Source organism: Colwellia sp. BRX8-9, assembly GCF_014077245.1.
Classification (GTDB): domain Bacteria; phylum Pseudomonadota; class Gammaproteobacteria; order Enterobacterales; family Alteromonadaceae; genus Colwellia_A.
The window spans coordinates 118,070-133,649 of sequence record NZ_JACGVN010000014.1; the positions used below are offsets into that span (position 1 = coordinate 118,070).

Sequence of the window (15,580 nt, forward strand, 5' to 3'; positions counted from 1 at the left end):
GTCATGGTTAGTTTTCTTTACTTAGCTTATTTTTTACTCGGCTTAAACGCTGCAAATAATTTAAGTTATTTTACCAACAAATTTCAAGTGAAAAAATATGAGTAAACACCTTAAATTAGACATTGTCTCCGACGTTTCCTGCCCTTGGTGTATTATTGGTTACCAGTCTTTAAATCAAGCATTAACCAAACTTGCGGATGATATTTCAGTTGATATCACCTGGCAACCGTTTGAGCTCAATCCTGATATGCCAAAAGAAGGTCAGGATATTACCGAACACATTACCGAAAAATACGGCATTAGTGTTGAACAAAGTGAGCAAAATAGACTGATGATCAAGCAACGAGGTTTAGCGCTTGGTTATGAATTTGGTAACCGTGGTGGTGGTCGAATATATAATACATTTGATGCACATCGGCTGCTTCATTGGGCAAAAGAATATAATAAGCAGACTGAACTTAAACTCGCCTTGTTTGATCTATATTTTAAAGAGAGTGGCGATCCCAGTGATCATCAAAAGCTACTCGATGTAGCGCAAAGTGTTGGTTTAGATAAAGAAAAGGCTCAACAAATATTAGCGTCTGATGAATACGAAGAAGAGGTGCGTACTTTGCAACGCCATTATCAATCAATGGGCATAAGCTCAGTGCCTGCCGTGATAGTCAATGATAAGCATTTGATCAGTGGTGGTCAGCCAGCGGATGTTTTTGAACAAGCATTACGTGAAATAGCTAAAGAAAGTTAAGAAACGGCCTAACAACCCTTTATAAATAAACGTTCAAATGGTATTTAAGTGGATTTAATCGGCCTTACATAAACTGCTATTAGTTTTACAAGGTTCTTATTCGAATGCGCTTTGGTTACATTTTTAACCAATAAACGCTGCCACTTAACTTACCATCTCATTAATATCACCGGATGTTGCGGGGCGAAAGCTTATCTAAACGTTAGCTCGCATAACTATCATAAAAGAAATACAGAGTGGTTATAATACTCGCGAAAATAACAAAATACCTGACCTTAGCTTGTGGCAATTTGCGTGAAACATTAGCAGCAATATAACCTCCAGCTAATGTGCCACATAGCACAATAGTTCCTTGATACCAGGCAATCACATCATTGTAAATAAACACTGTGATAGCAATTATTGATACTGCTGAGGATATCAATAGCTTTAAGCCATTCATTGTATTGATATTAGTGTGACCAGCTAATGCCAGATAGCTAAGGGTAATTATGCCTAAACCGGCATTAAAAAAACCACCATAAATAGCGATACCTAACAGAACAATGATCAGTAATAAACTACCTATTGATGAGGCATGTTGGTGATTGACTGCCAATTCTTTAAGTCCAGCATTAATCTTGCCGCCAAAAACAAACAATACACTCGCAAATAACAGTAACCAAGGGATAGCCTCACGAAACAACACTTCAGGTGTTTTTAGTAATAACCATGCACCGATAATACCGCCGATCACGCTGATTGTTATAATGAATGGCAGTTGAGCTTTATTAGCAGCAATCTCTTTTCGAAAAGCATAAGTACCGCTCATATAGCCGGCACATGAGGCAAAAGTGTTGGTCGCATTTGCGATAATGGGAGGAAGGCCAACAAAAATAAGTGCGGGGAAGGTAATAAAGCTCCCGCCACCAGCAACTGAGTTAAGCACACCACCAAAAAAACCGGCAAAGAACAGAAAAATCAATTCAAATGACATTAAAAATAATAAACCTGAGCGATTAAATTAGCTAGACGATAACATATTTAAATTGAGTCCAATAGCAACATATAGTTTACTGATAATCTAAAAGTTAAAGGGGGTTATAAAGGGGGGGAGCGCTGTAAAGCTATATAGAAAGGGGCTATTACGTTGCACATTGAGATAATATTTACCTACGTGAAAAATTGTTCATTGCACTAAATATTATCATTGCCTTGGCACTCATTTTTTTTGTGCCAAATAATCTATAAAGATAAAGTCTCTGGTCATTATTATTTATATGATTATCTTGTATAGCATTTATCATTATTGGTGATTTACCTATCTACCCCTTTAGTTATACAGTGTAAGATATAGCGAAGAAATGTTTTTTGGACAAATATGCCACAATTTCACCGAGACAGTAACCACTCAATTTTATTAGCAGGTATCTTAGCCCTTGTGGTTGGGGTAGGTGTCGCTCGTTTTGTTTTTACGTCGCTGTTACCGACTATGCTAGAGGAGTCAATCAGCATCGCCTTCGCTGGTGTGCTTGCCTCAATCAATTATCTTGGCTATTTGATGGGCTCTGTTTTTTCTATTTTTATTAAAGATATACATGCCAAGGTTAGGTATTTTAGATTTGGTTTGTGCCTTTGTGTGCTTTCTTCTTTTGTTTTAGGCATTACCGAAAATAATACTCTATGGATTATTGCGCGATTATTGGCGGGATTTGGTGCGGCAATGGCGCTCGTTGTTGGCTCTGCTGTTGTTATGTTAAAGCTAAAAGCCACCAATAAGACTAAGGCGATGGGTATCCACTTTAGCGGTTTAGGTTTTTCAATTGTCATTACTGATTTAGTTATGAGAGCGGTATTTTATTTTGGCGGCGATTGGAAAGATGCATGGCTAGTACTCGCTATCCTTGGCGCTTTTTTATCTTGTTATTCGGCTTATATCTTAAGGTTTGATAGACAACCAAACAGTGAAGTAGTGAAACACAAATTTGATAAAACGCTTTTTTCACCTATGGTTATTGTCTTAATTTTGGCTTACTTTACCGAAGGTATCGGTATGGTGGTACAAGCAACATTTCTGCCTGATATCGTCAATTCATTAGACGGATTAGCAGGATATGGCGGCTATGTATGGTTAGCCGTTGGTGTTGCTGGCATCCCTTCTTGTATTATATGGATGCGTTTAGCACATCGCTTTGGCAGTATTAATATCATGATGGCCGCTATGTTGTTGCAGATTGTTGGTATTTTAATTCCTACTTTTTCGAATAATATTATTATGAACCTTATTAGTGGTTTGTTTTTTGGTGCAACATTTATAGGTTTAGTTGCTTTGTTTATGAATTTTGCTGGCCAGCTGTCCAATAAAAACCCGGTCTTTATCATGGGCGCAATCACATCAGCTTACGGCCTTGGCCAAATTATTGCCCCCTTGTATTGTGTGGCACTTATTGAACAATTTACCACTTATAACTATGCCTTATATTTAACGGCTATTATCGTTGCGGGTGGTATTTTGTTATTGACTTATGCCAAGCTAAACTTCAAAGAAGCGAATCAAACCATGCTGTAGATTTTAGTTTATGCTTTATCTTCAGGCACAGATAAAGCGCATTGTAGGTTAATGGTAAGTTTATTATCAAGTATGACTGCGCATAACGATTGATATTAGTCTCATTTACGGTTGGTGGTTTTTTAAAGGGATGCAGTTAAGGTGGCTTTTTTGAAAAAACGACTTTTCAGTCATAATACTTGAGATTCAACCGGAATATTTAGGATCACTTTGTGCGCTTTACATAACGAGTTGAAAAACTTAAGGTCTTCTTAGATACGATATAGTCCTTTCAGTCTGAATAAACCTATAATTAGGGTGTTCAGACCATGTGCCTATTTCATACGAATATTGATACGATATCATTTCGATGGTTACCGCTTTACTTTCGATGTCATAGGTACGCCTTAGCTTAAAAACGAATACTTGTATTTTATCTTTTACTGCATTTATCCGTGAATAATAGGAAAAGTGTAGTAAATTTATCCATGACCGAAGTGAGCCCGAACGAATACAAAGCAAGAGCTAGTCCCTGAGATAAGGCCCTTAGGTCATGGGTCCCCCCTTTTAAGGCTGAACGGCATCTTAGACCCTGCATCAACAGTGAGTCTGCATTCACAAGGGAAGTCTTGGGAGGATATCATGAGTCTAACGAGGAGATTAATGACATGTCCTATTTTATTGGAATTGATGTAAGTAAAGAAAAACTAGACTGTGCATGTTTACGTAACAAAGAGCAAAAAAAAGCTAGAATAATGGAGTGTTCTAACAATGCTCTAGGTTTTAAATTGCTCGTAGAGTGGTCTGAAAATACAACCAGCTTGTCAATAAAAGAGCTGTCTTTTCTCATAGAGCCAACCAGTATTTATCACGAAAGCTTGGTTGCTTACCTTTACGCTTTAGATGCTACAGTTTTCATGGCTAATACTGGCAGAGTAAGAAAGTTTGCTGAAGGTATCGGCGTCTTGAGTAAGAACGATATCATTGATGCGAATGTACTTGCGAGATATGGTCTTATGGCCACGAAATTAATCGCTTGGAAGCCTGTACCAAAAGAAATAGCAGAGCTCCAAAGTCTTATTAATCGTCTTAGCACACTGGAAAAGGAATTGCAGCGGGAGAAAAATCGACAAGAGAAAATGAATGAATGTCATGATGCTCACCCTATAGAGAAACGATCAATTATCAAATCTATCAGACGTTTAGAAAAAGAAATAAAGTCATTTCAGATACACATTCGTAATCACGTCAATGAAACTGAATCAATCAAGAAAGACTTCGATCTAATGGTTTCTATTCCAGGCGTTGGTGAGAAGACAGCCTGGATTGTATTGCTTATCCTCAGATCTAGAAACTTCCAATCGGCTTCAGAAGTCGCTTCTTACGTCGGTTTAAATCCTATCGAGAAGAGGTCAGGAAAATCAGAATATAGAAAGCCAAGATTGTCTAAAGCAGGAAATAGCGGTTGGCGAAAAGCGCTTTACTTTCCAGCAATGGTTGCCGTCAGAAGAAACCCTGATGTACAGGCACTTTATGACCGCCTCCTTGCTGCAGGTAAAACTAAAATGTGTGCCTTAGGTGCGGCGATGAGAAAGCTTATTCATATTTGCTTTGGCGTACTGAAACACCAACAGCCTTACCAAGTACAATTGCAGAGTACGTAATAAATATAGGGTTTCAGTGATCGCCAATTTATCTTGGCGATCATATGCTCCTTAAATAGCTTTTCAACCTTTGCCACCGGGACAGCATAGTTGCCTTGTCCATATAACTTTCGGGGGTTGTGTGCAGACTGTTGCCCTAATAAGGGAAGGATAAACTGTGTCTTTCTGCTTTAATTACCAGTGAATTATATTGTGGAAAACATTTGACTTTCAATACGGCATCTCAGGGCTTGCGCATAAACGCTATCTATATCGCTTTCGAAAAGCTTTGGCATACATGCTGACAATGACAATTGGAGGTAATTATGACTAAGTTTTCAGTTTATATTGGTATTGATTGGGCAAATGATAAACACGATGTCTGCGTTCAAGTGGCTAATTCAAGTACACGAAAGTTTGAAGTAATTAAGCACTCACCTAAGTCGATCAACGAATGGATAAGCAGTCTTCATAAGCAATACAAAGGACAAATAGCTGTTGCTATTGAACTATCCAAAGGGCCTATAGTTTACGCACTTCAAAAGTTTGATTTTGTCACTATTCACCCAGTTAACACTTCAATGTTAGCTCAATACCGTAAAGCTTTTTCACCCAGCGGTGCAAAAGACGACCCAACGGACGCAGAGCTTGCTTTAGATTTAATGCTGAGATATCCGAATAAAATTAAAGCATTAAAAATGGAAAGTGAATCGGTTAGGAAATTGACGTATCTAGTCGAAAAGCGTCGTAAGTTAGTCGATGATAAAAGGCGGTTTAGCAACCGACTAATCATTACTCTTAAAGAATATTACCCTCACTTACTCGATTGGTTTTCACACCGAGGATCGGGGATATTTTGTGATTTCATTACACGTTGGCCCAACCTACAAAAACTTAAAAGAGCCAGACCGGATACGTTGAAAAAGTTTTTTTGCTCATACCCTGGACGTACTGCGGCATATAGCGTTAAGCGAATTCAATCTATTAGTGAAGCAGAGCCGCTCACTCTCGATAACGCAGTTATCGAGTCACACCAACTGCTTGTTGCTGTGAAGGTTATTAAGGTCTTTGATAGAGAAATTAGTGAGTTGTTTAATGCCTTGCCCGATGCAGAGCTTTACAACTCATTACCGGGTACTGGCCCGTGTTTAGCTCCTAGGTTACTAGTGGCTATTGGGGAAAACCGTAGTCGATTCAATAGCGCATCGGAAATTCAAATGTATGCAGGGATAGCACCCGTAACAGTGCGTAGTGGTCAAAAGAGCTGGATTCATTGGCGATATCAGTGTTCTAAATTTACTCGCCAATCATTTATAGAATGGGCTACTAAAAGCATAAGGCAATCTTATTGGGCGAAAATTTATTATCAGCAACAAAGGGAAAAAGGTAATACCCACCAGGCAGCTGTGCGTTCATTAGCATTTAAGTGGATACGGATCGTATTTCGATGCTGGAAAACTAAAGAGCCATACAATGAAGCCAAGTATTTAAAAGCGTTGAGCGACAGAAATTCGCCATTACTTTTTAAAGAAAAAGCTTGTTAAAGGTCTCAGGGCGTAGAGCTGACATTAGCATCGATAGATTTTTGAGCTATTTGTAGTGTTAAAAGCGTAGAACTATCTTATCTTGACAGATAACTAAGCAACCTTAGGGGTCACTGATATTTTGAAGATTCAGATGAAATATAATATTGATTCTATGACGTTTTACCTCTATTCCGTCGTAGAAAAACACAAAAGAGTGGCCAAACTATTAGCTATTACAATAACTGAGACAACGGCCTTTCTTGTTCCTTCATTTTTAATCAAATTGACTGCTACTTGTTCTGCATTTCTTATTCATAAGTGAAGCTGACCAAACTAACATTCTTTTGAGGAGTTTCTGTGTTGTCTCTATTGTCATAAGATCATCTTTTCCTATTACTCCCATGCTAAGTAAAGTAGCTTCCATCATGTTTTATACCTCAATATTTTTAATGTCGATTACCATAAAAGGTGATACTGCTGGGTAGTCACTAGCATATATATGTTGTTTTTACTCAGAAGTTTATTTGTTGGTAGCATAATACACAATTACCCAAAGGGGATAAATAGCATTATTTGCAAAACATAATTACTAAACTGTAACAACCAAGCGCATGGGTAATTGAGTTTTAGTGCAGGTTAAAAAAATAAGGACAAAGTTATATTTAAATGAAATGGAAAATTTAATTTGCTGGGGGGGATGAGGGGATTATAGATCCGATGGTGAATTTATATTTCAAAGAGGTATAACTATCACAAGATCACAATTAACAAACTGCTATGAGAACGTACAAGTCACCTTATACATTCTCATAGGGTACTATTTTATCGATAAGATTCACTGAGTATTACTTAATCACTGTTATTTTCAATTTTTCTCTCTTCACGACCTAATCCTAAAAACTTTAAACTCAAAGCAAGTAAGAGAATAGAAACAGGGAGTATTAATATCTCCCATGTGAGGCTATTTAAGTTAATCAAAATGATTTCAAGAAACTTAACAAACAAGATGATAACAATAACCTCACCCAGAATGTTCTTTAAACGACCAATATTTGGTGTGCTTATCCACCTGAGAACAGAGGTTTTATTTGTAACTTTCTTATCACAAATAAATAAGGTAAATACACCATGAGCGAAGATAAACAAGACAAGCGCAATGAGGAATGTGTCTAACGATTTAATTAAATAAGTCGTTGCTACTTCCGATGTATCAAGGTGGGTCAAGCTTTCATTGGCCACTTGCCCAAACAACACCGTCGTATAGGCCGAATAAGTCTTCATTGCCCCAACGATAAACAATAAAACAGATCCCAATAGCGAACAGATAATCGCTATCCAACTAATAAATCTAAATACATTAAATGTTTCTTTCATTTTTTAAATCCTTCAATAGCTTTTTCATATAGATCATTCAAGTCGGTGTTTTACGGGTTGAATAGGAGTGGGTAAATCGGTTTCACCCAAAGTTTCTAATAGGTTAATTTCAATAGTACGAGACATTGCGCTTAACGCTAAATCGTTAGCAGAAAGGCCAAATGGATCTTCTAACTCTTCACTTAAGGCATCTAAACCAAAAAACGTATAAGCCACTATTGCGCAAAATAACGGCGTAACTAACCCCTGTGAAGCAACAATACCAAAAGGTAATATTAAACAATAAAGATAAGCGGTACGCTGAACTAGCAGCATATAAGCAAACGGCAGTGGTGTGTTCTGAATACGCTCACATGCTGCCTGAACTGAGGCCATTGAGGTAATATGATCATCGAGACTTTGCATTAAAAAGTCTGAGAGTAATTTTTTATGGCCGCAGGTTCCTAGTTTTTTCCCCATCAAACGTAGCAAAGCATCAGGTAAATTTTTCGACTGACGTAGCGGTTCAATATCCTCTGGTTCAAGATATTTTTCTATATCATGCCAAGGATCTGATTGTCGAAGTTGATGTCGTAAGGCATGATTAAAAGCGATAGTTAAATGTATCATGCGTTTTTGTACTTCTACTCCGCCTTTAGCTTCCCCATCGATATATGAAGTCACCTGACGGGATAAGCTACGAGAATCAACAATGAGTTGTCCCCATTGCTTGCGTGCTTCCCACCAACGGTCATAACAGGCATTGTTTCTAAAACCAAGGAACAATGACAATGCTATGCCCAAGAGCGCTAACGGAGCCAAGGTAAAATTTGGAAATACTGCTGGATAATAATATTGAGTCGCCGCTACCATTGCTCCTAGAATAGTCATAAAAGCTATTTGTGGAAAAATAAGTGGTACAACAGAGCCGCGTATAATAAAAAACAGCTGGAATGCATTGGGTTTATTTCTAACAATCATTATTGCCTCGAAGTCGATGTTTCCGAATTAGTTAGGTTGAGTATAGTTTGCCGATACAAGTCAGCCCTCTATAAATAATTTTATGACGCATTGTGACTCTGTAGAAAGACATCAAATGAACTTTCATCACTCGCTTCCAGCTGCTTTTGCAGCCTTAATGATTTTTTCGCGGCAAGTTGTAAATGAGCAACCTTTTTAGCCGATAAGCCACTATTGGTGAAGTGAGCATGATGTTCTTTAGCTTGAGATAACATTGAATCAGTAAACTCATTACCTTTTTCGATAGCTTGCATGAGGATAGCTGACGGTGTTAATTCGCTATTTTCCACCTTATTAACTTGGACAGTGAGCGCTTTACTGTATGACTCATTCCCATGTGCATTATCGAGTAATTTTGCAATAGCTGTCATCTCAACCAATAGCCTATTAGCGCTGATATCAAAACCAGTAAGCTCGCCGTTTTTCTTCAACGACAATGATGGTTTACGCCCTTGTAGAATAACTTGTTGTTGATTAAATTTAATGTCTTCCTGCTCCACTGTAGATAATTCAGGGCTATCTGATAACAGGCAATACAGTAAAAAAGTATCAAGAAAACGGATCTGCTGTTCATCAATACCAACAGGTAACAAGGGGTTGGTATCAAGAATACGAACTTCAATATATTCAACGCCTCTTTTGCTCAGTGCTGCCACGGGTTTTTCTCCCGGCAGAGTTATACGTTTGGGGCGTACTTCACTGTAATATTCATTTTCGATTTGCAGAATGTTTGCATTGAGTTGGCGATACGCGTCGTCAACTTTAACACCTATATTTTCATATTCTGGATAATGGCGGTTCATTGCCTGTTCCATACCTTCAATATAACTTTCTAGATTGCTATAGCTGATATTTAGTTCGCTCTGCGCCTTACTTTGATATCCAAGGTCACTCATTCTCAAGGAGGTGGCAAAAGGTAATCCTAGGGTATGTTTACCTAGCTTGCTTAATTTGTCGGATTTATTATCGCCGATAAAGCTACTGTCTAGTGCTGGAGAAGCGCCAAATAAATAAATTAATAACCAAGAGTGGCGGCGAAAGTTACGGATAAGACCAAAATAACGTTGTGATTTAAATGTCTGAATATCACCTTTATCGCCCCAAAGATGCTGATAGTAAGGCCAAAAGTCATCCGGCATAGAAAAATTATAGTGTATACCAGCAATAGATTGCATGGTGCGCCCATAACGATGCCCCAAGCCCTGCCGATATACATTTTTCATCTGAGCAATATTAGAGCTGCCATACTCAGCAATAGGAATGCTTTCATCCCCTGCCAGTTGGCATGGCATACTCGCAGGCCAAATGTATTCCCCCTCAAGCTGGCTCAAGGTAAATTTATGCAAATCAGTCAGGTAATCGATGCTGTCATTAACTTGTTGAGACACTGGCGTAATGAATTCCAGCAAGGCTTCAGAATAATCTGTGGTGATGCTGCCATGAGTCAACGGTGAGCCGAGTGCCTGTGGGTGTCCGGTTTGAGCCACTGTTGCCTGCGACGTAACCCTTAAACCTTCCTTTTCAATACCACGCTGGATACGAATTAACAGGGGTAAGTTTTCTGAGGCTGATAGTCGTTGAAGACGAGTCTGGTATAAATCGGACAAGACAGTTTTCCTTAAAATAGGGAGGATTGATGTAGCTCAATATGACTGATGAAAAATATAACGGATAAAAACTCCTGCGATGTCATCCATGACACGGCAGTTTTATCTAAGACAGTCTGATAACTACTTATTTAAGTGCTTTGCATGGAAGCGCAAGTGTTCTTCAATGAAGCTCGAAATAAAATAGTAGCTGTGATCATAACCTTCATGAATTGACAGCTCTAATGGATAATTATTGACGTTTGCTGCCGCTTCTAGTGTTTCAGGCTTTAACTGCTCTTTCAGAAAGTCATCAGCTCCACCTTGATCAACTTTGGCCGGGATAAGCGTGGTCGCTCGACGCATTAAGTTACTGGCATCATGATTGTGCCAAGTTGCTTTGTCTTTACCCAGGTAAGCGGTAAAAGCCTTTTTCCCCCAAGGGGCATTCACTGGATTGCAAATGGGGCTAAAGGCTGACATTGATCGATAACGTTCCGGGTTTAGCATCGCAATAGTCAATGCGCCATGTCCGCCCATTGAATGACCGCTAATGGCGCGTTTATCAGATACAGGAAACGTCGCTTCAATTATCTGAGGTAACTCATTCACCACGTAATCGTACATGTGGTAATGGCGATTCCAAGGAGCTTGGGTTGCGTTTACATAAAAGCCAGCGCCTTGACCTAAATCATAACCATCATCATTAGCTACGTATTCACCACGCGGACTAGTATCAGGCGCAACAATGGCAATACCTAATTCGGCAGCCATGCGCAGTGCTCCTGCCTTTTGCATAAAGTTTTCATCGGTGCAAGTAAGACCCGAAAGCCAATATAGCACTGGCACTTTTTCTCCATTGGAGACTTGTGGCGGCAAGTAAATAGCAAATCGCATTGGGCAATTTAACGTTTTAGATTGGTGGCTATATTGCTTGTGCCAGCCACCAAAATTTTTGCTTGCACTTAAATTTTCAATTGTCATGTTTGAACCTCAAAATGCTGCCCCGTTACAAAGTGGTGGGGCAGCAAAACTAACTATTACTTATCAAAATGAATTACAGTACGGATACTTTCGCCTTTATGCATTAGCTCAAACGCTTCATTAATATCTTCAAGACCCATGGTATGGGTAATAAAGTCGCTTAATTTGAATTCACCGGCTAAATAACGTTCAACGTAATCAGGTAACTCAGTACGGCCTTTAACACCACCAAACGCAGAGCCTCTCCATACACGACCAGTCACTAGTTGGAACGGACGGGTAGAGATTTCTTTACCTGCACCGGCAACACCAATAACCACTGATTCGCCCCAACCTTTATGACAACATTCTAACGCTGAACGCATTAAGTCTACGTTACCAATACACTCAAACGAGTAGTCAACGCCGCCATCGGTTAGTTCAACAATCACGTCTTGAATAGGTTTGTCGTAATCTTTTGGATTAATGAAATCGGTAGCGCCTAATTTTTTCGCTAACTCAAACTTACTTTCGTTGATATCGATAGCAATAATACGGCTCGCTTTCGCCATAGTAGCGCCAATAACAGCCGATAAACCAATACCGCCAAGACCAAAGACAGCTACCGTAGCACCTTCTTCAACTTTGGCTGTATTCATTACCGCGCCCATACCGGTTGTAACACCACAACCTAGTAAACATACTTCTTCTAATGGCGCAGCTTTATTAACTTTCGCTAACGAAATTTCTGGTAACACTGTGTATTCAGAGAAGGTTGAACAACCCATGTAATGAAAGATTGGCTGACCATCTTTATAAAAACGCGTTGTGCCATCAGGCATCAAACCTTTACCTTGTGTTTCACGAATTTTCTGACAAAGGTTAGTTTTACCTGATAAACAAAATTTACATTCGCCACACTCTGGTGTGTATAAAGGAATAACATGGTCGCCAACTTTTACACTCGTTACGCCTTCACCTATTTGTTCAACAATACCACCACCTTCGTGACCTAAGATCACTGGGAAAATACCTTCAGGATCATCTCCAGATAAAGTAAATGCATCGGTGTGACATACGCCAGAAGCAATAACTTTAACTAATACTTCACCTTTGCGCGGTAGCATTACATCAACTTCTTCAATAGATAACGGTTGGTTTGGGCCCCAAGCGATCGCTGCTTTTGATTTGATAAATTTGTCAGTCATTTGAATTCTCACTTTTGTTTAAATATTGGTTTAAATAATAATCATGTAAATAACCTTTGAGTTACTCACTTTCAGTTTTTGTAATAATTAGCATTAAGCCTATTATTGAATGTTTTTACTCTAGCATGTCACTTAGTGTGCATGCCCTTGAGATAAATTAATTAATACAACCCCTGTGGCAACAAGTGCCATACCTGCCCAGGTCGTTAAATCTAAGTGTTGGCGATAAACGATAGTTGATAATAACGTTACACTTACAATCGCTAATCCAGCCCATAAAGCATGAACAATACCAACCGGCATGCCTTTCATTGCTTGCGACAAAAACATAAAAGCCGCAAGGTGCCCTATTAACACCAAAGCACTTGGTATCGGGCGGGTAAATCCTTCTGTTTCTTTTAACGCAACGTGAGATAATGTTTCAGCGATAACGCCTAATAAAAGAAATAACCAGCTCATGTATTCACCCTTATAAATATAGACATAACCTAGCTCAAAACTTTATTTTTTTAATAGGTTGCGCTTTGTTGATGGAAGCTATTATAACTATCTTATAAAAAATGATAATATGCTGTTTTAGTAAATCACTTGTACACAGGGGTAACAATCATGCAATGGGATGGTATCAGCGAATTTGTTTATGTTGCGGAAAATGAGAGCTTTACGCTCGCTTCAAAAAAAATGGCGATATCAACAGCGCAAGTGAGTCGCCAGATAAGTGCGCTAGAAAAGCGCCTTAATATCAAATTATTTTATCGCACAACACGCAAAGTATCCTTAACCGAAGAGGGACGTGTTTTTTATCAACACTGTCGTAGCGTACTCGATGGATTAGATGCAGCAGAACGTGCTATTACAAACTTGCAATCTAAACCTCAAGGGAAAATTAAACTAACTGCTCCCGTCACCTATGGTGAGAAACAGGTATTGCCCCTTGTGAATAATTTCATGAAGCAATATAACGATGTAGAAGTGTCTGCTTATTTAAGCAATCGTCAAATTGACATCGTTGATGAAGGGTATGACTTAGCTATTCGTCTGGGTAAATTAAGTGATTCGACAATGATGGCAAAAAAATTAGGTAAGCGAACAAACTATGTTTGTGCCTCGCCAAGCTATCTAGAAAAACAGGGGATACCACACTCTATATCAGAGCTTAATAAGCACAGTTGTTTATTGGGAACAAATGATCACTGGCATTTTAGAGAGTCAGGCAGAGAAAAAAGTATCCGAGTAACGGGGAGGTTACGATACAACAATGGTTATAGCTTAACCGATGCAGCACTCAAAGGTTTAGGGATAGTGCAGTTACCTGATTACTATGTTCAACATCATATTCAACGTGGCGAACTGGTTACCTTGTTAGACAGTTATCGTGCGCCTGATGAAGGTATATGGGCGGTTTATCCTCAAAATCGCCATTTATCACCTAAAATTAGATTACTCGTTGACTATTTAGCTGAGCAGTTACTTTAATCTCATTCTTTTCTCAACTGTATACCCAGATTTTATATAGCGCATCAATGTATGTAGTGCATATCCGCCACTGCATACAAACTCCCCCTTCTTTATTTGTTTTCTAATCAAGTGTCATTGTTACCATCAGGTAAAGGTTATTTACATAACTAGGTATTATCATTTATTTAGAAAGGTATATTATACCTCCATCGAAACGAGTCGTAGCAATTTAGCTACACATCGATAAGCAAATAATTAACTTTACTCTATGGAGATATAAATGAGCATATTTACTCATGTAACTATTGGTACTAACGACTTAACTCAATCACGCACTTTCTACGATAACGTTTTAAATACAATTGGCCTTAAGCGCATCGCTGATTTAGATGAAAATGGCACTATTTGGGGCGTAGACGCACCATCTTTCTTTGTTTTAAAACCAGCAAATGGCCAACCAGCTAGTGTTGGTAACGGCGTTACTGTTAGCTTTGAAGCACCGAACCGCGCAGCGATTGACGCTTTCCATGCCGCTGCAATAGCTGCTGGTAGCCCTGATGAAGGCGCTCCTGGTACACGAGATTGGGCACCAAATGCATACGCGGCGTATACTCGCGACCCTGATGGCAACAAGCTAGCCGTCTACTGCTTTAAAGAAGCGTAAATTAACGCGACCTCTTAATCAAAATATAAAACACCGATTAGTCGGTGTTTTTTTGCATTCAGAAGCAGTATAAACCTATTTTTATCATCATAGATTTGGCTCCATATTTAGGGGGATTTATCAAAAGTTTTTATATAACACATTTTATTAATAAAGGAGAAATTTATGGCGGGCGGATGGTCTAAGGATGGAGCAGTTCAAGAACAAATCGATTCTAGCGTGGAAGACGCGGTAGCACAGGTTCGTAATCAATTACCCATGGGCGACAGCTTATTATATTGTGAAGAATGTGACGTTAAAATCCCTGAAGCACGACGTCGTGCAATCGCTGGTATAAACTTATGTATTAAGTGCCAAAGTATATTTGAAGAAAGCCAAACCCGTCATAACCTTTATAACCGACGCGGAAGTAAAGATAGCCAACTTCGTTAACATGCTGTAAAAAACACACTTTTATTGTTAACAAGTATTAGTCCAGTCCAGACTAGATTACCCAACGTTCAGAATAAATGTTGACATTGGCATTAATAAGTAACTTCTTATGCAATCTAAATGACCATGGCGTGAAATCAAGGTACAAAGTGTAATAGATCAAAGAGTTGTTCTAGTTATTATTCCGGTAAATTATTAACGTTCACTGCCTAAATATCAACGGCAGCAATGAGCTGTGAGTTCAACCAGCCCCACAAGTTAATAGTAAATCTAGGCTAATATTAGCCTAAAAATGCTCCTTAATGTGCAAAAGCTTAATGTCAGCTATTGGCCTTGAGTTCAAATGATGGATGCAACACATAGATTAAAATTCTCTGCTGGTGTTTCATATTCTAACGTCTTTCTTGGTCTTTCGTTAAGTCTTCTCGCAACACTGCTTAACTTTTGTTGGCTGT

At 38.9% G+C, this 15,580-nt stretch carries 14 protein-coding genes; 7 read left to right on the top strand and 7 right to left on the bottom strand.

From position 1 onward, the window contains the following. The first annotated feature begins 97 nt into the window (after nucleotides 1-97). Nucleotides 98-745 (top strand): DsbA family oxidoreductase, encoded by a 648-nt coding sequence (locus H4J70_RS13155; protein WP_182214251.1) that lies wholly within the window; start codon nucleotides 98-100, stop codon nucleotides 743-745. A gap of 202 nt (nucleotides 746-947) precedes the next feature. On the opposite strand, the gene H4J70_RS13160 is transcribed toward H4J70_RS13155, so the two are convergent. Next, on the bottom strand, nucleotides 948-1,721 hold the full coding sequence (locus H4J70_RS13160) for a sulfite exporter TauE/SafE family protein (RefSeq protein WP_182230385.1): 774 nt from the start codon (nucleotides 1,719-1,721) through the stop codon (nucleotides 948-950). A gap of 384 nt (nucleotides 1,722-2,105) precedes the next feature. Between H4J70_RS13160 and H4J70_RS13165 the strand changes: the two genes are divergently transcribed. The 3 genes from H4J70_RS13165 to H4J70_RS13175 all read left to right on the top strand — a co-directional run bounded on the left by H4J70_RS13165 (nucleotide 2,106) and on the right by H4J70_RS13175 (nucleotide 6,459). Then, nucleotides 2,106-3,293, top strand: coding sequence for a YbfB/YjiJ family MFS transporter (locus tag H4J70_RS13165; RefSeq protein ID WP_182251254.1), 1,188 nt, complete (start codon nucleotides 2,106-2,108; stop codon nucleotides 3,291-3,293). Between the two features lie 647 nt (nucleotides 3,294-3,940). After that, the gene (locus H4J70_RS13170; protein WP_182230386.1) at nucleotides 3,941-4,936 is read left to right on the top strand and encodes an IS110 family transposase; all 996 of its coding nucleotides are present in this window, start codon (nucleotides 3,941-3,943) and stop codon (nucleotides 4,934-4,936) included. A 305-nt stretch (nucleotides 4,937-5,241) separates the two neighbouring features. Next, entirely contained in the window at nucleotides 5,242-6,459 is a 1,218-nt protein-coding gene (locus H4J70_RS13175) for an IS110 family transposase (RefSeq protein WP_182251255.1), read from the top strand. 831 nt (nucleotides 6,460-7,290) lie between these two features. On the opposite strand, the gene H4J70_RS13180 is transcribed toward H4J70_RS13175, so the two are convergent. From H4J70_RS13180 to H4J70_RS13205, 6 genes are all read right to left on the bottom strand, one after another. Beyond that, the gene (locus H4J70_RS13180; RefSeq protein ID WP_182214258.1) at nucleotides 7,291-7,815 is read right to left on the bottom strand and encodes a YqhA family protein; all 525 of its coding nucleotides are present in this window, start codon (nucleotides 7,813-7,815) and stop codon (nucleotides 7,291-7,293) included. A 33-nt stretch (nucleotides 7,816-7,848) separates the two neighbouring features. Further along, a complete protein-coding gene (locus H4J70_RS13185) occupies nucleotides 7,849-8,775 on the bottom strand; it encodes a bestrophin family protein (RefSeq protein WP_182214260.1) in 927 nt (308 codons plus the stop codon). 80 nt (nucleotides 8,776-8,855) lie between these two features. Continuing rightward, complete coding sequence (gene gshA / locus H4J70_RS13190) at nucleotides 8,856-10,421, bottom strand: glutamate--cysteine ligase (RefSeq protein ID WP_182214261.1); 1,566 nt, start codon at nucleotides 10,419-10,421, stop codon at nucleotides 8,856-8,858. Between the two features lie 123 nt (nucleotides 10,422-10,544). Beyond that, nucleotides 10,545-11,384, bottom strand: coding sequence for an S-formylglutathione hydrolase (gene fghA, locus H4J70_RS13195; RefSeq protein WP_182214263.1), 840 nt, complete (start codon nucleotides 11,382-11,384; stop codon nucleotides 10,545-10,547). Nucleotides 11,385-11,440: 56 nt separating this feature from the next. Continuing rightward, nucleotides 11,441-12,571: an S-(hydroxymethyl)glutathione dehydrogenase/class III alcohol dehydrogenase gene (locus tag H4J70_RS13200; RefSeq protein ID WP_220465933.1), complete on the bottom strand. Its 1,131-nt coding sequence runs from the start codon at nucleotides 12,569-12,571 to the stop codon at nucleotides 11,441-11,443. Nucleotides 12,572-12,703: 132 nt separating this feature from the next. Then, a complete protein-coding gene (locus H4J70_RS13205) occupies nucleotides 12,704-13,030 on the bottom strand; it encodes a multidrug efflux SMR transporter (protein ID WP_070374515.1) in 327 nt (108 codons plus the stop codon). Between the two features lie 150 nt (nucleotides 13,031-13,180). Between H4J70_RS13205 and H4J70_RS13210 the strand changes: the two genes are divergently transcribed. The 3 genes from H4J70_RS13210 to H4J70_RS13220 all read left to right on the top strand — a co-directional run bounded on the left by H4J70_RS13210 (nucleotide 13,181) and on the right by H4J70_RS13220 (nucleotide 15,125). Further along, the gene (locus H4J70_RS13210) at nucleotides 13,181-14,047 is read left to right on the top strand and encodes a LysR family transcriptional regulator (RefSeq protein WP_070374516.1); all 867 of its coding nucleotides are present in this window, start codon (nucleotides 13,181-13,183) and stop codon (nucleotides 14,045-14,047) included. A gap of 262 nt (nucleotides 14,048-14,309) precedes the next feature. Then, the gene (locus H4J70_RS13215) at nucleotides 14,310-14,693 is read left to right on the top strand and encodes a VOC family protein (RefSeq protein ID WP_182214265.1); all 384 of its coding nucleotides are present in this window, start codon (nucleotides 14,310-14,312) and stop codon (nucleotides 14,691-14,693) included. Nucleotides 14,694-14,858: 165 nt separating this feature from the next. Next, nucleotides 14,859-15,125: a DksA/TraR family C4-type zinc finger protein gene (locus H4J70_RS13220; protein ID WP_182214266.1), complete on the top strand. Its 267-nt coding sequence runs from the start codon at nucleotides 14,859-14,861 to the stop codon at nucleotides 15,123-15,125. Nucleotides 15,126-15,580: the final 455 nt, after the last annotated feature.